The sequence below is a fragment of the Cupriavidus sp. F041 genome, assembly GCF_057814235.1.
Map to the genome: position 1 here is coordinate 4,210,472 of NZ_JBVASY010000002.1, position 17,307 is coordinate 4,227,778.

General features: G+C 66.3%; 14 protein-coding genes. 7 read left to right on the plus strand and 7 right to left on the minus strand.

Features of this window, described 5'->3' with window-relative positions:
* Positions 1 to 44: 44 nt before the first annotated feature.
* A complete protein-coding gene (locus ACZY0R_RS36735) occupies positions 45 to 350 on the plus strand; it encodes a hypothetical protein (RefSeq protein ID WP_488865418.1) in 306 nt (101 codons plus the stop codon).
* Between the two features lie 1,052 nt (positions 351 to 1,402).
* Here the strand turns inward: ACZY0R_RS36735 and ACZY0R_RS36740 are convergent.
* The 3 genes from ACZY0R_RS36740 to ACZY0R_RS36750 form a co-directional block, all read right to left on the minus strand.
* Positions 1,403 to 1,879, minus strand: a complete 477-nt coding sequence (locus ACZY0R_RS36740) for a hypothetical protein (RefSeq protein WP_488865420.1) — start codon at positions 1,877 to 1,879, stop codon at positions 1,403 to 1,405.
* A 157-nt stretch (positions 1,880 to 2,036) separates the two neighbouring features.
* Positions 2,037 to 2,231 (minus strand): YbdD/YjiX family protein, encoded by a 195-nt coding sequence (locus ACZY0R_RS36745; protein WP_008642754.1) that lies wholly within the window; start codon positions 2,229 to 2,231, stop codon positions 2,037 to 2,039.
* Positions 2,232 to 2,289: 58 nt separating this feature from the next.
* Entirely contained in the window at positions 2,290 to 4,362 is a 2,073-nt protein-coding gene (locus ACZY0R_RS36750) for a carbon starvation CstA family protein (RefSeq protein WP_488865422.1), read from the minus strand.
* Between the two features lie 393 nt (positions 4,363 to 4,755).
* Here ACZY0R_RS36750 and ACZY0R_RS36755 point away from each other — a divergent pair, with 393 nt between their 5' ends.
* Positions 4,756 to 6,162, plus strand: coding sequence for a cache domain-containing protein (locus tag ACZY0R_RS36755; protein ID WP_488865424.1), 1,407 nt, complete (start codon positions 4,756 to 4,758; stop codon positions 6,160 to 6,162).
* Complete coding sequence (locus ACZY0R_RS36760) at positions 6,159 to 6,821, plus strand: response regulator (protein ID WP_488865426.1); 663 nt, start codon at positions 6,159 to 6,161, stop codon at positions 6,819 to 6,821. The genes ACZY0R_RS36755 and ACZY0R_RS36760 overlap by 4 nt, the downstream gene beginning before the upstream one ends.
* A 107-nt stretch (positions 6,822 to 6,928) precedes the next feature.
* Here ACZY0R_RS36760 and ACZY0R_RS36765 read toward each other — a convergent pair whose 3' ends face one another.
* The gene (locus ACZY0R_RS36765; protein WP_488865428.1) at positions 6,929 to 8,785 is read right to left on the minus strand and encodes a phosphoenolpyruvate carboxykinase (GTP); all 1,857 of its coding nucleotides are present in this window, start codon (positions 8,783 to 8,785) and stop codon (positions 6,929 to 6,931) included.
* A gap of 555 nt (positions 8,786 to 9,340) precedes the next feature.
* Between ACZY0R_RS36765 and ACZY0R_RS36770 the strand changes: the two genes are divergently transcribed.
* The gene (locus ACZY0R_RS36770; RefSeq protein ID WP_488865430.1) at positions 9,341 to 10,354 is read left to right on the plus strand and encodes a D-2-hydroxyacid dehydrogenase family protein; all 1,014 of its coding nucleotides are present in this window, start codon (positions 9,341 to 9,343) and stop codon (positions 10,352 to 10,354) included.
* Here ACZY0R_RS36770 and ACZY0R_RS36775 read toward each other — a convergent pair.
* The 3 genes from ACZY0R_RS36775 to ACZY0R_RS36785 are packed head-to-tail and all read right to left on the minus strand — an operon-like array spanning position 10,351 to position 13,689.
* Entirely contained in the window at positions 10,351 to 12,264 is a 1,914-nt protein-coding gene (locus ACZY0R_RS36775; RefSeq protein ID WP_488865432.1) for a hypothetical protein, read from the minus strand. The genes ACZY0R_RS36770 and ACZY0R_RS36775 overlap by 4 nt on opposite strands.
* A gap of 40 nt (positions 12,265 to 12,304) precedes the next feature.
* On the minus strand, positions 12,305 to 12,697 hold the full coding sequence (locus ACZY0R_RS36780) for a GtrA family protein (protein ID WP_441634309.1): 393 nt from the start codon (positions 12,695 to 12,697) through the stop codon (positions 12,305 to 12,307).
* A complete protein-coding gene (locus ACZY0R_RS36785) occupies positions 12,694 to 13,689 on the minus strand; it encodes a glycosyltransferase (protein WP_488865435.1) in 996 nt (331 codons plus the stop codon). Before ACZY0R_RS36785 ends, ACZY0R_RS36780 begins: the two co-directional genes overlap by 4 nt.
* 247 nt (positions 13,690 to 13,936) lie before the next feature.
* On the opposite strand from ACZY0R_RS36785, the gene ACZY0R_RS36790 reads away from it, so the two are divergent.
* From ACZY0R_RS36790 to ACZY0R_RS36800, 3 genes are all read left to right on the plus strand, one after another.
* Positions 13,937 to 15,112 carry an MFS transporter gene (locus tag ACZY0R_RS36790; protein ID WP_488865437.1) on the plus strand — a complete coding sequence of 392 codons (1,176 nt, stop codon included), beginning with the start codon at positions 13,937 to 13,939 and terminating at the stop codon, positions 15,110 to 15,112.
* Positions 15,113 to 15,233: 121 nt separating this feature from the next.
* Complete coding sequence (locus ACZY0R_RS36795; RefSeq protein WP_488865439.1) at positions 15,234 to 15,863, plus strand: MOSC domain-containing protein; 630 nt, start codon at positions 15,234 to 15,236, stop codon at positions 15,861 to 15,863.
* Positions 15,864 to 16,059: 196 nt separating this feature from the next.
* Complete coding sequence (locus ACZY0R_RS36800; protein ID WP_488865441.1) at positions 16,060 to 17,295, plus strand: efflux RND transporter periplasmic adaptor subunit; 1,236 nt, start codon at positions 16,060 to 16,062, stop codon at positions 17,293 to 17,295.
* The last annotated feature ends 12 nt before the right edge of the window (positions 17,296 to 17,307 follow it).

Here is a 17,307-nt window from a genome sequence, read left to right on the forward strand (position 1 = left end):
CTGCTGAGAAGACAAGGCGTCCTGCCTGTGGAAAGGATTCAATCATGAAAAACCAACGTTACGCCCTGATCGCCGCTGCCGCCACGCTCGCCACTGCCCTGACCGCCGCGCCCGCTTTCGCCAAGACCGGCAAGTTCGACCCCTATACCGATGGCGCCCGCGCCACCCAGACCTCGGTTTACAGCAACGGCGGCAGGGCTGGCAAGTTTGACAGCTTCACCGACGGTGCCCGCACCGGCAAGTTCGACGCGTTCACCGACGGCGCCCGCGCCGGCAAGTTCGACCCGTACACCGACGGCGCCAAGGCCGGCAAGTTCGACGTGTTCAGCGACGGCGCAGCCACCCTGTAAGGCTGCTGGCCAGCCGGCGGGCATCGTCTCTGCCGGCGGTTTCACCCCTTTCGGCTGATCTCCACAGGCCGACGGGGAGGGAGCGGAAGCTCTCTCTCCGTACTAACCGGAGGACATGCCCGTACCACGCCGGTACGGGCATGTTTGTTTTGTGCGCCCAGCATGGGCGCACTCCTGCGGGTGTAAGTCCCGCCATAAGCTGGTCACGGCGAATGAAGTGAAGCGCAACCGCATGAGGGCGACCGAGTGTGGGGAGGAAGCGTGGAGCGTAAATCGCGAGCCGATGGACAAGAACTGCATAGAAGGCGCTGCCGAGCAGGGCGAGCGGGCAAGAAACCGCGAAGCTCTTGTGACCAAGGCGAAGTGGCGTAAATGCAGCGGCTGTGCGGTGAAGGAGTGCGTTCTTACCTGGGGAGGCCTCGCCTCATGCCTGAAAGGGCAACGACGTCGAGTCGGAGCGAGGAGTCAGCAGAGGCCAAAGTAGTTGGGCGGCGTGGCTGGGAAAGCTAAAGCTGCCGGCGAAGGGCCGAAGGAATGGGAGGGGGAGCCCTCTGGTTATCGGAAGTGAAGCGCCTCAGATGTTCGCGAGAGCGAAGCTCGTCGGTAGGGTGGATAGGGTGAAGCCCGACAGGCCCCGGCAGCGAGGAATCAGTTCCGCCGAACCGGACAAAGGCAAGCCTGGGCGTCGGGTCGGGAGCAACACAAGCCTGACGACCTCAACCATTCCAACCGCCTGGTGCGGACCCGCATGCCAGGTGGTGTGGGAGGGGACCGGTCAGATTACCTGACCGCCCCTATCCCGATTGGGCACCTCATTGTCCGGCATTGCCCCTGCCCTGCTATCCCGTCCGCGTGGTGTCCAGCTACGGACGCAGTCTTCAGGTGATGCATCATACGCCTGGGCGCTCATCCCGTGCCTTGTCCTCTTTCCTGAAATCCCTGGTGGCGGGCTTCGTGGGCATAAAAAAACGGGCCGTGAATGGCCCGTTTTTTGCCGGCATTGCGCGCCGGCCGCCTGCGCGCGGGGCAACCGCCCCGCCACGCCAGGCCAATCAGTCGTCGTGATCGTGATGGTTGTGGCCACGGCCATGCTTGTGCTTGTAGCCGCTGCGGTAATAGCGGTCGTCGCGATAACCGCGGCCGCGCTCGTCGGCATAGGAGTTGCTGCGCGACACGTTGCCGCCCAGCGCGGCGCCAGCGCCGCCACCCACTGCGGCGCCCACCAGGCCGCCGGTGCGCCCGCCCATGGCGTTGCCCGCTGCCGTACCCGCGCCGCCGCCCAGCGCGCCACCGATGATGGCACCGGTGCGTTCGCGACGGTTGGAGGTGACCGCGCCGCCAGCGCCGCCGCCTACCGCGCCGCCGATCACGGCACCGGTCGAGCCGCCAAGCGCACCGCCCACCGCCGCCCCGGCGACACCGCCGAGCGCGCCGCCGAGGGCATTGTTCATATCGCCCGCGAACACCGGCAGCGCGGATGCCGCCAGGGCGATGGCCAGGGTGAAACTGCGAACGGTGTGGCGAGACATGTTCTTTTTCCTTGGGTTAGCAACGATGGCGCAAGTGTAGAGAAGTCGCTGCGGACTTGCTGTAACCACGTGTAAGGCCCTGTAACCCCTGGGGAAACGTAAAACGGGCCGCCTTTTTGGGCGGCCCGTCCACGATGTTACGTGGATATCACGCGGTTCAGCAGCACTTGCCCTGCCCGCCGCCGTAACGCGCTTCCTGACGCTCGCGGAAGAATTCCTCGTAGGTCATGGGCTCGCGGTCGGGGTGGGTTGACTCCATATGGGCCACATAGGTCTGGTAGTCCGGCAAACCCACCATCAGGCGCAGGGACTGGCCCAGGTAGCGCCCCATGGTTCCAAGTTGCTCAAGCATGATGGGTCTCCTGTTTCCAAATGTCGGGTTTGCGCTTGCCAGTGGCTGCCGCGCGAACTCAGGACTGCGCCGAGGCCGAGGCCGGCATCGGTTCGAACGGCGTTTCGCGGTCGGTCGGGCGGTTCACCGCGCGGGCCTTCATGGCGGTCTTGAAGCCGTAGAACACGATCGACAGCACCACGAACATGAACAGCGCGCACAGGCCGGCGTCCAGGAAATCGTTGAAGACGATGCGGTGCATCTGTTCCATCGACTTGGCCGGCGCCAGTACCTTGCCCTGGGCGATGGCGTCGCTGAACTTGGCCGCGTGGGTCAGGAAGCTGACCTTGGGGTCGGCGTCGAACAGCTTTTGCCAGCCGGCGGTCAGCGTGCAGATCAGTAGCCAGATGGTGGGCACCAGGGTGACCCAGGCGTATTGCCCGCGCTTCATCTTCACCAGCACGCAGGTACCGAGCACCAGCGCCACCGCGGCCAGCATCTGGTTGGAGATGCCGAACAGCGGCCACAACGTGTTGATCCCGCCCAGCGGGTCAACCACGCCCTGGTACAGGAAGTAGCCCCAGAACGACACGGTCAGCGCCGTGGCGATCAGGTTGGCCGGCAGCGAGTCGGTGCGGCGGAACGAGGGCACGAAGCTGCCCAGCAGATCCTGCAGCATGAAACGGCCGGCGCGGGTGCCCGCATCCACCGCGGTCAGGATGAATAGCGCCTCGAACAGGATGGCGAAGTGGTACCAGAACGCCATCATGGCCTGGCCGCCCACCACCTGGTGAAGGATGTGGGCGATGCCCACCGCCAGCGTCGGCGCGCCGCCGGCACGCGAGATGATGGTGTTTTCGCCGACATCCTTGGCGGTCTGGATCAGCACGTCCGGGGTGATGACGAAGCCCCAGCCAGATACCACCTGTGCCACGGATTCCGGCGAGGTGCCGATCACGGCCGCCGGGCTGTTCATGGCGAAGTACACGCCAGGCTCGATCACCGAGGCGGCCACCAGCGCCATGATGGCGACGAAGGACTCGGCCAGCATCGCGCCGTAGCCGATAAAGCGCATATGCGCTTCGCTTTCCAGCAGCTTGGGCGTGGTGCCCGACGAGATCAGCGCGTGGAAGCCCGATACCGCGCCGCAGGCGATGGTGATGAAGAGGAACGGGAACAGGTTGCCCGACCACACCGGCCCGCCGCCCTTGGCGAATTGCGTGAACGCCGGCATCTTCAGCTCCGGCGCCACGATCAGGATGCCGATGGCCAGCGCGATGATCGTGCCGATTTTCAGGAAGGTGGACAGGTAGTCGCGCGGGGCCAGCAGCAGCCACACCGGCAGCACGGCGGCGATAAAACCGTAGATGATCAGCATCCACGTGAGCGCCTTGCCGTCGTAGGTGAACAGCGGCGCCAGCACGGCGCTTTCATGCACATACTGGCCGCCGATGATGGCGAGCATCAGCAGCACGAAACCGATTACCGACACTTCGCCGATGCGGCCCGGGCGGATGTAGCGCGTGTAGATCCCCATGAAGATGGCGATGGGGATCGTCACCGCCACCGTGAAGGTGCCCCAGGGCGAGTCCGCCAGCGCCTTCACTACGATCAGCGCCAGCACCGCCAGGATGATGATCATGATCATGAAGCAGCCGAACAGCGCGATCATGCCGGGTATCGTGCCCATTTCGGACTTGATCAGGTCGCCCAGCGAGCGGCCGTCGCGGCGCGTGGAGATGAACAGCACCATGAAGTCCTGCACCGCGCCGGCAAACACCACGCCGGCCAGGATCCACAGCATGCCCGGCATGTAGCCCATCTGCGCCGCAAGCACCGGGCCCACCAGCGGGCCGGCGCCGGCGATGGCGGCAAAGTGGTGGCCGAACAGCACGGCCTTGTTGGTCGGCACGTAGTCCAGCCCGTCGTTGTGGCGCCAGGCCGGCGTCATGCGTTTGGGATCCAGCTGCATCACCTTTTCGGCGATGAACTTGCTGTAGTAGCGGTAGGCGATCAGATAGATACAGACCGCGGCGACCACGATCCACAAGGCACTGACGGCTTCGCCGCGAGACAGTGCAACGGTGGCAAAGGCGAAGGCGCCAAGGATGGCGACGGCCAGCCACACCAGGTGTTGCCCGATGCGATTCATGATGAGGGTCTCCTCAGACCATTTATTGGGAGCCAGCGGCGGCAGGGCAGGCAAGCAAGCGGGACACGCGGTTGGTGTCCCTGGCGGCGGCGGGCGAAGGGGGGCGGGCGGCACAAGCTGTTCCCTGCCAGATCTTTCGTCGGCGCCCGGTATGTCTCGCAAGTTCCGGTTCCGTCGTCGCAGGCGGGCGATGCAAACAGCTTTGTCGCTGGGCGCACCCACTGCGCAGGACGCATGCAAACCACTGCCGGGCAGGGATCGCGCATCCGGCGTGTAGTATTGACACCCGTCCCTGGCGGCACAAGCGCGGAACTACGCAGCGGCGCTGCGTGTTACTACGCAGATCGACGATCACATGCCGCTTGCGCGTCATCCGTGTTTACCCCGGTACCGATGAAACTCCGTCAAAAAATCCTGTTGCTGGCCGTCGCGCCGCTCGCCGTCGCCATGCTCGGCATCGCCCTGGCCGTGCGCTACCAGGCCAGCGAACTGGCCCGCCATGAGCGCGTGCTGGTCGAGGCCGCCTACCTGCAAAGCAAGGAAGTCGAGCTGCGCCACTACGTGGAACTGGCGCAAAGCGCGATTGCGCCGATGGTGAATTCCAGCCGCACCGATGCCGCCACGCGCGATGCCGCCATGCAGGCGCTGGCGCGCCTCGACTATGGCCCCGACGGCTATTTTTTCCTCTACGACATGCAGGGCCGCAACCTGATGCACCCACGCCAGCCCGAGCTGGTGGGGCAGGATTTGTGGAGCATGCGTGACCCGCAGGGCGCTCTTACCATCCAGAAGCTGATCGCGGCGGCCCGGGCGGGCGGCGGGTCGGTGCGTTACCAGTGGAAGAAGCCCTCCTCGCAGCAACTGGCCCCAAAGCTTGGCTATGTGGTCGCCGTGCCGGAATGGAACTGGATGTTGGGCACGGGCATTTACCTCGACGACGTCGAGCGCACGCTGCGCCAGCTGGATGCGCGGGCGGAGACCGATATCCGGGAAACCATGGCGTGGATCGGCGTGATCGCCGCCATCAGCATCCTGCTGGTCGCCGCCAGCGGGCTCGCCCTCAACGTCAGCGAGCACCGCGAAGCCGACGCCAAGCTGCGGCAACTGGCGCAGCGCGTCGTGCAGTCGCAGGAAGAGGAACGCGCGCGCCTGTCTCGCGAGCTGCATGACGGCATCAGCCAACTGCTGGTGTCGGTCAAGTTGCTGCTGGAGACCGCCGCCAACCGCCTGCGCATGGCGCCGGCAGAGGGCACCTCGGTTGCGCCCGTGCTTGGCACGGCGCTGGTCCGGCTGGACACCGTGTTCAATGAAGTGCGCAGGGTGGCGCGCAACCTGCGCCCCGCCCTGCTGGACGACCTCGGCCTGTTCGCCGCGCTCGAGCATCTCGCTCGCGAGATGCAGGAGGGCAGCGGGCTGCAGATCGCGGTATCGCGTACCGGCAAGCCGCGCGAACTGGCCGATGAGCAGGCCACCGCGCTGTTCCGCATCGCCCAGGAGGCGCTCACCAATGTGGAGCGACATGCACATGCACGCCATGTCACCCTGGTGCTGGCGTTCGACGCCAACGCTACCCGGCTGACGGTGCAGGATGACGGCGCCGGCTTCGACGTGGCGCGCATGCAGCACGATCCCAAGCGCGGCATTGGCCTGCGCAACCTGCGCGAACGCATTGCCGCGCTGGGCGGCGAGTTCGATATCGTCTCCGGGCCGGGCACGACCCGGCTGCACGCCGCGGTGCCAGTCGTGCCCGCCCCATCGCGGCAGGCTCCCCAAGACTTAACTGGAACTACACACTCATGAGCCATGCACCCGCCCGTGTCCTGCTGATCGACGACCATGCGCTGGTGCGCGACGGCATGCGCATGCGCCTGGGCCTGCAGCCCGAACTCGCGGTAGTGGGCGAAGCCGACGACGGCGAAGCCGCGCTGGCCTGGCTGGCGCACGCCGGCGCCGAGCGCATGCCGGACCTGGTCATCACCGATATCGGCATGCGGGGCATGGGCGGCATCGCGCTGGCTGCCGCCCTGCACGAGGACTATCCCGAGCTGGCCGTGCTGATCGTGTCGATGCATGACAACCTCGAATACGTGCGCCAGGCGATCCGTGCCGGCGCGCGCGGCTATGTGCTCAAGGATGCACCGGCCGACGAGCTGATGGCCGCCATTGCCGCGGTGCTGGCAGGACGCGTGTTCTACAGCGCGCGCATCGCCCGCAGCATGGCCGAGCAGACGCCTGCCGCCGGACCGCTCGACGCGCTCACCCCGCGCGAGCGGGATATCTTCAACTGCATCGGCCAGGGGCAGGCTAACAAGGACATCGCCGCGGCGCTCGGTGTGTCGGTGCGCACCATCGAGACGCACCGGCTCAACCTGCGGCGCAAGCTCGGCATCGAAGGCCGCGCGGAACTGGTGAAATATGCCGTGGAGCATGGCGATGCGCAGGGCGGCGGCCCGGGCTGACGCTGCCGGCGGCGCCACAATGGAAAAAGCCCACCCCGTTGCCGGGGTGGGCTTACTTTTGCCGGTGCCCGGGACGGACCGGGGTTGCCAGCCAGGTTGCCTGCTATTTACGCAGACAGGCGCTTGGCCAGCGCGGCCTTGGCATCCACCAGGGCCTGCGGCAGGTTGTGCTTGAGCTGCGTGAACAGCTCCTCGTGCAGCGTCAGTTCCTGTTGCCAGGCGGCGTGATCGATGGAGGTGACCTGGTCGAACTGCTGCTTGGTGAAATCCAGGCCTTGCCAGTTCAGGTCCTCGTAGCGCGGCGAGGTACCGAACACGTGGTCGCTGCCCTGGCCACGGCCTTCGACACGGTCGATCATCCACGACAGCACGCGCATGTTCTCGCCGAAGCCAGGCCACACGAAGTTGCCGTCCGCGTCCTTGCGGAACCAGTTGACGCAGTAGATGCCCGGCAGCTTGGCGCCGCTGGCTTCCAGCTTCTTGCCCAGCGCCAGCCAGTGGCCGAAGTAGTCGCTCATGTTGTAGCCGCAGAACGGTAGCATGGCGAACGGGTCGCGGCGCACCACGCCTTGCTGGCCGGCAGCGGCGGCGGTGGTTTCCGAGCCCATGGTGGCGGCCATGTAGACGCCTTCGGTCCAGTTGCGGGCCTCGGTCACCAGCGGCACCGTGGTGGAGCGGCGGCCGCCGAAGATGAACGCGTCGATGGCGACGCCAGCCGGGTTGTCCCAGTTCTCGTCGATCGACGGGCACTGCACGGCCGGCGCGGTGAAACGGGCGTTCGGGTGCGCGGCCTTGGCGCCGGTTTCCTTGGCGATGGCCGGCGTCCAGTCCTTGCCCTGCCAGTCGATCAGGTGGGCCGGGGCTTCCTTGCTCATGCCTTCCCACCACACGTCGCCGTCATCGGTCAGCGCGACATTGGTAAAGATGACGTTTTCCTTCAGGGTGGCCATCGCGTTGAAGTTGGTCTTCTCGCTGGTGCCCGGCGCCACGCCGAAATAGCCGGCTTCCGGGTTGATGGCGTACAGGCGGCCGTCCTGGCCCGGCTTGATCCAGGCGATATCGTCGCCGATGGTGGTGACCTTCCAGCCCTCGAAGCCCTTGGGCGGGATCAGCATGGCGAAGTTGGTCTTGCCGCAGGCCGACGGGAACGCCGCGGCCACATGGTATTTCTTGCCCTCGGGCGAGGTCACGCCGAGGATCAGCATATGCTCGGCCAGCCAGCCTTCGTCGCGGCCCATGGTCGATGCGATGCGCAGTGCGAAGCATTTCTTGCCCAGCAGCGCGTTGCCGCCGTAACCCGAACCGTAGGACCAGATCTCGCGCGTTTCCGGGAAATGCACGATGTACTTGGTGGCGTTGCACGGCCATGCCACGTCTTTCTCGCCGGCAGCCAGCGGCTTGCCCACGGTATGCACGCACGGCACGAACTCGCCGTCGGTGCCCAGCACGTCGAACACGGCGCGGCCCATGCGCGTCATGATGCGCATATTGACGGCAACATACGGCGAATCCGACAGTTCCACGCCGATGTGGGCGATCGGCGAGCCCAGCGGGCCCATCGAGAACGGCACCACATACAGGGTCCGGCCGCGCATGCAGCCATCGAACAGGCCGGCCAGCGTCTGGCGCATTTCCGCCGGGGCGGTCCAGTTGTTGGTGGCGCCGGCATCTTCCTTCTTCTGCGAGCAGATGAAGGTGCGGTCTTCCACACGTGCCACGTCGGACGGATCGGACAGCGCCAGGAACGAGTTCTTGCGCTTGGCCGGGTTGAGGCGCTTCATGGTGCCGGCGGCGACCATCTGCTCGCACAGGCGGTCGTACTCTTCCTGTGAGCCGTCGCACCAGTAGATATTGTCGGGTTTGGCGAGGGCCGCGAACTCGGCAACCCAGGCGATCAGCTTCTGGTGCTTGACCCAGGCTGGAACGTTGAGTGCGGGCGTGCCCTGCATTGTGGGGTGGTTCATACTGCAACTCCAAAGCGTAGAAAGAATTCTTGCAAAGCCTGGCCCGCACTGCCGCCGCCGGAAACGGCTGGCGGCGGGCTTCCTTGCCAGAGCAGACCGCGGCGGCCCGCCGCTGGTTCCGCGCCGGGCCGGTGGATCGTCACATCCCGTTACAACTCCACAGCGACCGGAACTGCGCAAAAGGTCGCGGCTGGCCCTGCGGCTGCGCTACAGTGGCGCTTCGCCCATGACAGGGGCCGGCAAGCTTTGTCCGACGCGGTCAGGGTGGCGGGAGCGAGGCTCGACCGACAATCCGGGGCCGAATCGGAACCGGCAAGGATACCACTGCCGCACGCCGCTGTTTTTTGCTCCGCAGCAATGTTCGTGCGCGATTCCGGCCTTGTCGTTTTGTCCCGTTTCCCTGTCTGGCGGCGCACTTCCCGTGTTGCGCCGAATTGTTCTCGCTGCGCCCCGCATCCACCGCGGTGTCGCGCGACAGGTTGTAAAACTATAACGTTGATGGGTGCCCTGTTCTGTGGGTGGGCGCACCTTGCGATTGCCAAACCAGAGTTTCCGATGAAGATTGCCGTACTCGACGATTATCAGGATTCCGTGCGCAAGCTGTCATGCTTCAGCCTGCTCGACGGCCATGACGTCAAGGTGTTCAACAACACCGTCAAGGGCGTCGGCCAGCTGGCCGCGCGCCTCTCGGACGTGGAGGCCGTGGTGCTGATTCGCGAACGTTCGCGCATCACCCGCCAACTGCTGGAAAAACTCCCCAAACTCAAGATCATCAGCCAGACCGGCCGCGTTGGCAGCCATGTGGATGTCGAAGCCTGTACCGAGCGCGGCGTGGCCGTGCTCGAAGGCGCGGGCTCGCCGGTGGCCCCGGCCGAACTCACCTGGTCGCTGATCATGGCAGCCCAGCGCCGCATTCCGCAGTACGTGGCCAGCCTCAAGCATGGCGCCTGGCAGCAGTCCGGGCTCAAGTCCACCACCATGCCGCCCAACTTCGGCCTGGGGCAGGTGCTGCGCGGGCAGACGCTCGGGATCTGGGGCTACGGCAAGATTGGCAAGCTGCTGGCGGGCTATGGCCGCGCCTTCGGCATGAACGTACTGGTCTGGGGCCGCGAGAACTCGCAGAAAAGCGCCCGCGAGGATGGCCTGGCCGTGGCGGAGTCGCAAGAGCAATTGTTTACCGAAAGCGATGTGTTGTCGCTGCATCTGCGCCTTAATGACGAGACGCGCGGACTGGTCAAGCTGGCTGACTTCTCCCGCATGAAGCCGACCGCGTTGTTCGTCAACACCAGCCGCGCCGAACTGGTGGAGGAAAACGCCCTGCTGACCGGTCTCAACCGCGGCCGCCCCGGCATGGCGGCGGTCGATGTGTTCGAGTCCGAACCCATCCTGCAGGGCCATGCCCTGCTGCGCATGGAAAACTGCATCTGCACGCCGCACCTGGGCTATGTCGAGCGCGAAAGCTACGAGATGTACTTCCGCATCGCGTTCCAGAACATCCTTGATGTGCTGTCCGGCAAGCACGACAGCATCGCCAACCCCAAGGCGCTGACGCCGGCGTTGTCGCGCTAGGCGCCAGGTGCGGCTGAACCGCCTGCCGGATGGCCCACCTTTACGGGGCACAACTGGTAAGGCCGCGCGTCCGCGCCGATGAAGGCATCATAGGTGCGGCAGCCTTCGGCCTGGAGCACCAGACCATAGCGCAGCAGGCCGGGGCTCTGCAGCGCCACTTCCGCCCGATCTTCGGCGGCAAGGTCGCTCAGGTCTTGCGGCAGCGGGGCCAGGGTGCAGGTGGCGCCCTCGCCGCCCGGCTGTGGCGCGGCCAGTTGTGCATGGACGCGTAGCCGGCCAAGTGCCGAACCCAGCATCTTGCAGGTGCTGCCATTGGCCGACACCCCGATTCCCGCCAGCGAATCGTTCATCCGTGTCACGCGCTGCGCACGCCAGTTCACATTTGCGGGCAGCAGCGCGTAGGCCTGGCCCGCCCGCTGGGCCAGCATGGCTTGCACGCGCCCGATATAGGCCGGGCCTTCCGGAAAGTTGGAGTTGAGCGCGGCAAATGTCACTGCAGCCGGAAATTGCGTTGCCAGCCATCCTTGGGGCACGGCCCCGCCAGTCAGGAAGACGGTGGCATTTGTGTCCAGCGGCACATTCGGGAGCGTGATTCTGAAGGCCTGCCGTGCCCAGGATTCGTGGCCCCAGGTTTTCATGCCAGCCAGTGCGGCAAGCGCCACTATGGCGAGTGCAATGGCACCCGTGCGCCCGGCCGCACGGGCTGGCAGCAGGCGTTGCACTACCAGCCAGACGGCGAGGGGCGCCAGCAGTTCCATGGCGACGCAATAGCGGTAGATGCTGAACAAAGCCAGCCAGGTCAGGAATGCCGCTGCCACGAACACCAGCACCAGGCGCGCTTGCGGCGCGAGCGGCGGCAGGTCAGCGCTGGCCGCGCCTGACGGCTTGCCGCGCCATGCCCGCCAGCCGGCGCGCACAGTCCAGCAGCAGACCAGCGCATACAACAGCGGCCACACGAACGGCCGCGTCGGCACCTCGCCCACGCGCTTGGCATCGGCGACGATGACGAAGGGAAACATCACGGCTTCCATCGCGCTGCGCGGCAGCCACCGCGTGTCCGCCACCGAGATCGGCGCCGCCAGCGCGTTGTGGAAAAACGCATTGAACTGCGGAAAGAGCGGGTTGGCGAAGTTCGACCACATCAGGGCGAACCAGTATCCCGAGGTCAGGGCGATCCCCGCCAGCACGCCCAGCCCGAATACCCAGGCCAGCCCGAGCCGGCGCGGCCAGCGCAGCGGCAGGCTCAGCATGGCAGCGCAAAGCGCCACCGCGTAGATGGCGTTGGTCAGCTTCAGCCCGGTGGCGGCGCCCACCAGCACACCGGCTGCCGCGGCCAGGGCCCAAGCGGCATGGGCGCGCCCCAGCCGCTCCCAGCCGTGCAGCAACACGGACAGGCCGGCCAATACGAGCAGTGCCGTGGCATTGTCGCCCATGGTGTTGCCTAGTTCCGACAGGTAGCCCGGTCCCAGGCAGCCCACCAGCGCAAGCAACAAGGCCACTGCGCTGCCGCGCCGCGTCTGTTCCTGGCCTGCCCCGGCCGGCACCAGTACCCGCCGGGCAATGCCAAACACCAGCACGAAGGCTAGCCCGTGTAGCACCCCCATCGCAAACCCTGCCAGGGGCGCGGGCCAGTACTGCGTCATCAGCCAGTACGGGATATCCAGCAGCGGGTTGAAGTAGCTCTGCATTTGCGCTGGCGCCAGGTCGGTGCCGATGCGGCCCTTCAGCAATGCGTACGGGTTGTACAGGTGATAGTTGAGCAAGTCCCAGTTGCGGTCCTGGCCCAGCGCGAGAGAGAACAGGCCGAAGGCGAGCGGCACCAGGATGCACGCCAGCAACGGGGCGCGAGGCCGCTGCAGCCGCATGAAGGTCCGGGACACGAGCGCGGCGAGGCGGGGGAAGACGGGCATGGTTGACGGGGTGGGCTGCCGCGCGAACGGCGGCAGGGATTCAGGACTTCTTGCGGAATACCCAGTATTTGGCGGACAAGAAGTTGAAGACCAGGCCGCAACCCGTGCCGAAGGCAACCGCCAGCAACGGCGCCCAGGCGGCGGCGGGCAGGCGCGCGATCACGACACTGTAGGCGGCCAGGTTGATGACGCCGCCAGCGGACATCGCCACCAGATAGCGCCACCACTCGTGCCAGGCCGATTCTCCTGGCCGCGTTGGGAACGTAAGGCGGCGATTGATGCGCCAGGTGACGAAGACCGCGACCAGGAAGGATAGCAGGCGCCCCAGGTAGTGGCCGGCGCCCAGCGCCAGGGCGCCATATAGCACGCCGCTATCGACGACGAACCCGGTTGCCCCCGCCAGGGCGAATGTGAGCAGTTGCTTGCGGATCACGGTGCGGCAACTGGCTCGGCGGGCGGCGTGACCGATGCCTGCGCGGTGGCCCCCGGGGGGGCGAGCGGCGCGGGTAGGCTCAAGTAGGCGAGCCGTTTCATCTCCAGGCGGCCACGCGTGACCGTGTCGAGCACGATGCCGCAAGTGAGCAGGATGATGCCCAGCAGGACCAGGGCCACGCACACCAGCGCCGTTGGCAGGCGTGGCACCAGGCCCGTGCGTAGGTAGGTTTCGAACAGCGGCACCGCCAGGATCACCGACAGCAGCGAGCAACCCATGAAGCCGGTGGAGAAGAAAGCCAGCGGCTTCTCCGACTTGAACAGACGCAGGATGGTCATCAGGATGCGCCAGCCGTCCCGGTATGTATTGAGCTTGCTCTCCGAACCGGTCGGGCGCGAATAGTAGATGGTTTCCTGTTCCGCCACGGGCATGCGCTGCTCCAGCGCGTGCACCGCCAGTTCAGTTTCGATCTCGAAGCCGGACGAATGCGCCGGGAACGACTTCGCATAGCGGCGCGAGAAGATGCGGTAGCCCGACAGCATGTCCGTGAAGGTGCGGCCAAACAGGGTAGCGGCAAAGCTGGTCAGCAGCACGTTGCCAAAGCGGTGGCCGAAGCGATAGGCCGCCTGCTCTTCGCTGACGCGCGCGCCTACCACCATGTCCAGGCCCTCGGCGCACAGGCGGTGGACCAGTTCCGGGGCGACGCTGGCGTCGTAGGTGCCATCGCCGTCCACCATGACATAGACGTCGGCATCGACATCGGCAAACATCCGGCGTACGACGTTGCCCTTGCCTTGCAGGGGTACCGAGCGTACCACTGCACCAGCGGCACGCGCCTGGGCGATCGTGTCGTCGCTGGAATTGTTGTCAAAGACGTACAACCCGGCATCCGGTAGGTATTGGCGGAACGATTGCACAACGCCGGCAATGGTCGCCGCTTCGTTGTAGCAGGGGATGATGACCGCCACGCGAGACGGATTGAGTTCGGGCATACAGGGTGGGGAATTACAGCAGAAAGTGCCGGAGCGGCCGACGGCCAGGCGCTCGGGAAAGCCGATACGCTACCGACTGGCGCGGGATTAATCAAGTCGGATACCCGGCACCCGGTCGTTCGCCCTGCCGGGCCTGAGTGCGCCACGCTCAACGCGAACGAAACAAAACCGCTACACTCGGGAGATTCCGCGCGGCCTCTGGCCGCGCTTTTCGTCCTCCCACCGTCTCCTACCTGCCCCGGTCGCCATGGATCCCAGGCTCTTGATGCTGTGCCTTGGCAATTTTGTCATCGGTACGGGCGCGATGATCGTCACCGGCATGCTGAATCACATCGCCGGCGACTTCCAGCTAGGCGCCGGCACCGCCGGGCAGCTGATCTCCGTGTTCGCTCTGGCTACCTGCGTGGGCGCACCGCTGTTCGCCACGCTCGGCTCGCGCATCGACCGCCGCTTGCTGCTGGCGGGCTCGCTGCTGGTGTATGCCGTGATGCATGTGGCGGCGGCCTTTGCGCCAAGCTTCGCCAGCCTGATGGCGATCCGTTTCCTGACCGCGATCGGGGCCGCCATCTACACGCCGCAAACCGCCGCCACCCTGCCGCTATTGGTCAACGCGCAGACGCGCGGGCGTGCCATCAGCTTTGTATTCCTGGGGTGGAGCGTGGCCAGCGTGGTCGGCGTGCCGCTGGGTACCTGGATCGCCAGCACGCTGGGATGGCGCTTCAGCATGGGGCTGGTGGGCCTGCTGGCGCTGGGCGCGGCGGTGGGCGTATGGCGTGCGCTGCCGCCCCGGCTCTATGTCGAACCGGTGGGGCGGGCAGCCTGGGGTGCGGTGCTGCGCCACACGCCGATGGTGCTGGTGGTGGCCACCACCATGATCCAGTCGGCCGGCATGTTCACGCTGTTTACCTATATCGCGCCGCTGCTGCGCGACGTGCATGGCATCAGCGGCGGCGCGCTCAGCCTGATGTTCCTGGCCTACGGTGCCTGCGGTGTCAGCGGCAATGTGCTGGCGGCTTCGCGCATGGACCGGGTAACGCCCGCCCGCATCGTCCTGTTTGCCATGCTGACTTCGCTGGCGGCCATGCTGCTGTGGCCGCTGGCGACGCTGGGGCCGGTGGCGCTGGTGCTGATCTTCATGCTGTGGGGCGTGGGAGGCTTTGCCACCAACAGCGCGCAACAGGCGCGGCTGGTGGCTTTGGCGCCGGAGCGCGCTTCGGTATCGATCTCGCTCAACTCCTCCTCCATCTATCTCGGGCAGGCCCTGGGAGCCATGGGCGGCGCGGCGATCTACGCCACCGCCGGCGCCGATGCCCTGCACTGGGGCGCGGCGGCGCTGATGCTGCTGGCGGTGGTGGTTTCGCAACGGGCGAGTGCCTTGGGCTGCCTGTGGCGCAGCCGAAAAGCGGTGCAGCAGCAGGCCTGACGCAACCCGGCGCCTCCCCTGCCGCCTAGCCGTGCGGCGCCGCACACGGGGCATCCGCCTGGCGCCGCTCTCCCCAGACCCGCCGCGTTAAGATGGGAGAAAAACGATCAGGGGAGACGTCATGAGCACATCCAACGGCATGCGCCTGCTCGCCATCAATGTCGGCAGGGCATTGCCGCTCTTCGTGGCGGCGGCGGGCACCGAGGCGGTCGTGATGTCGGGCATCTGCAAGCACCCGTTCAGCACCCTGCTCCATCCGCTCGCGGTCGCGGTGCGCCCGCTCGGGCTGGCGGGTGACGAACAGGCCGACCTGAGCGTGCACGGCGGGCTGGAAAAAGCGGTCTATGTCTACCCCGCCGAACACTACGCCTGGTGGAACGAGCGCCGCCGGGAAGCCCGCCTCCCCGACGCTGCCAGGCCGCTCGCCTACGGTGCCATGGGCGAGAACCTGACCCTGGAAGGCGTGCTGGAGTCCGATTTGTGGGTGGGGGACCGCCTGCGGATCGGTGATGTGCTGCTCGAAGTGGAGTCGCCGCGCCGGCCCTGCTACAAGTTCAATGCCGTGATGGGCTACCGGCATGCTGTCCAGCACATGGTGCAAAGCGGCTATTCGGGCATCTACCTCAGCGTGGTGACGCCGGGCCAGCTCCAGGCGGGCGACGCGGTATGCATCGAGCCGGGACCGCGCGAAGTGTCGATTGCCAGCATCAATGCCCGGCAACGCAATGGCCGCCAGAACCCGCTTTTCTGATAATGTTTGGCTTTCGATACAAGCAGGCATCCGTCCGCTGTAATAGTTTGTAATGGCATGGATGGCAGGGGCACTAGCGGTCGAAGCCCCTGATCCTGTACTACTAGCAGTTTTGTCGCGGCGCGGCACCGGACCCGAGAAGCCGGGCCGCCGGGGAGCGGGCGCATTCGTGCGCGCACTGTAAGAGAGTCCACACATGAAAACGAACGGGATCGACCAGGCCAAGGGCTTTGTCGACGGCAAGTGGAGTCCGGCCATGGGTACCGGGAAAGGACGTGTTTCACCATGGATGACCGGTGCGGTCCTGATCGCGCTGGCCGTGGGTGGATGGTTCGGCTGGCGCGCCTGGATGGCGCCCAAGCCGGCGGCCAAGGCGCCCCCCGTGGTGGTGGTCAGCACCGCCCTGGTGCAGCAGGGCGACGTGCCGCTGCGGGTCACGGCCAACGGCACGGTGAGCGCGCTCGCCACGGTGGAAATCCGCCCGCAGGTGTCGAGCACGGTGCGCACTGTCCATATCAAGGAAGGCCAGACCGTCAAGCCTGGCGACCTGCTCTTCACGCTGGATACCCGCATGGACGAGGCCAACCTCGCCAAGGCGCAGGCCCAGCTGATGCGTGACCAGGCCGACCTGTCTGATGCGCGCCGCACGCTGGCGCGCAGCAAGGAATTGCTGGAGCGCAACTTCATCTCCAAGAGCGCGGTGGATACCGCACAAGCCAAGGTCGACGGCTTCGAGGCCACCATCCGCGCCGACCAGGCCGCCATCGAGGCCAGTCGCGTGGCGGTCAGCTACGGCGCCATCCGCGCCACCATCGGCGGGCGCACCGGCGTGATCAATATGTTCCCCGGCTCGCTGGTGATGCCCAACAGCGCTCTGCCGATGGTCACCATCGCCCAGGTACAGCCTATCGCCGTCACCTTTACTTTGCCCGAGCGCCAGCTCGCCGCGCTGCGCGAGGCGCTGCACGCCGGTCCCGTCGCCGTCACCGCCCTGCCCAACGACGGCAGCAAGATCCCGGTGACTGGCAAGATCAGCTTCGTCGACAACACGGTGGACCCGCAATACGGCAGCATCCGCATCAAGGCGCAGTTCGACAATGAATTGCAGCGCTTGTGGCCGGGCACCTACGCCAACGTGGAGGCGGTGGTGCAGACGCTGAAGGATGCGCTCTCTGTGCCGCCGCAAGCGGTGGTGACCGGACCCGAGGGGCGCTTCGTCTACGCCGTGCAGCCAGACAGCCGCGTCAAGCCGATGCCGGTCAAGGTGCAGGTCTCGACCGCCAGCGCCGCCGTGATCGAGGGCGTGCCGCCGGGCACGCGCGTCGTGGTCGAAGGCGCGCAGAACCTGCGTGCCGGCAGCCAGGTGCGGGAAGCCACGCCCGCCGCCAAGGCAGGTGCCGCCAGCGCGGCGGCCGCCGACGCCAAGCATTGAGCCCAGGGCGCT

Coding starts and splice junctions, on each gene's coding strand:
- ACZY0R_RS36775 (WP_488865432.1), bottom strand. CDS start 12,264: ATGCCCGTCTTCCCCCGCCTCGCCGCGCTCGTGTCCCGGACCTTCATG.
- ACZY0R_RS36755 (WP_488865424.1), top strand. CDS start 4,756: ATGAAACTCCGTCAAAAAATCCTGTTGCTGGCCGTCGCGCCGCTCGCC.
- ACZY0R_RS36750 (WP_488865422.1), bottom strand. CDS start 4,362: ATGAATCGCATCGGGCAACACCTGGTGTGGCTGGCCGTCGCCATCCTT.
- ACZY0R_RS36795 (WP_488865439.1), top strand. CDS start 15,234: ATGAGCACATCCAACGGCATGCGCCTGCTCGCCATCAATGTCGGCAGG.
- ACZY0R_RS36735 (WP_488865418.1), top strand. CDS start 45: ATGAAAAACCAACGTTACGCCCTGATCGCCGCTGCCGCCACGCTCGCC.
- ACZY0R_RS36790 (WP_488865437.1), top strand. CDS start 13,937: ATGGATCCCAGGCTCTTGATGCTGTGCCTTGGCAATTTTGTCATCGGT.
- ACZY0R_RS36770 (WP_488865430.1), top strand. CDS start 9,341: ATGAAGATTGCCGTACTCGACGATTATCAGGATTCCGTGCGCAAGCTG.
- ACZY0R_RS36760 (WP_488865426.1), top strand. CDS start 6,159: ATGAGCCATGCACCCGCCCGTGTCCTGCTGATCGACGACCATGCGCTG.
- ACZY0R_RS36800 (WP_488865441.1), top strand. CDS start 16,060: ATGAAAACGAACGGGATCGACCAGGCCAAGGGCTTTGTCGACGGCAAG.
- ACZY0R_RS36785 (WP_488865435.1), bottom strand. CDS start 13,689: ATGCCCGAACTCAATCCGTCTCGCGTGGCGGTCATCATCCCCTGCTAC.
- ACZY0R_RS36745 (WP_008642754.1), bottom strand. CDS start 2,231: ATGCTTGAGCAACTTGGAACCATGGGGCGCTACCTGGGCCAGTCCCTG.
- ACZY0R_RS36740 (WP_488865420.1), bottom strand. CDS start 1,879: ATGTCTCGCCACACCGTTCGCAGTTTCACCCTGGCCATCGCCCTGGCG.
- ACZY0R_RS36765 (WP_488865428.1), bottom strand. CDS start 8,785: ATGAACCACCCCACAATGCAGGGCACGCCCGCACTCAACGTTCCAGCC.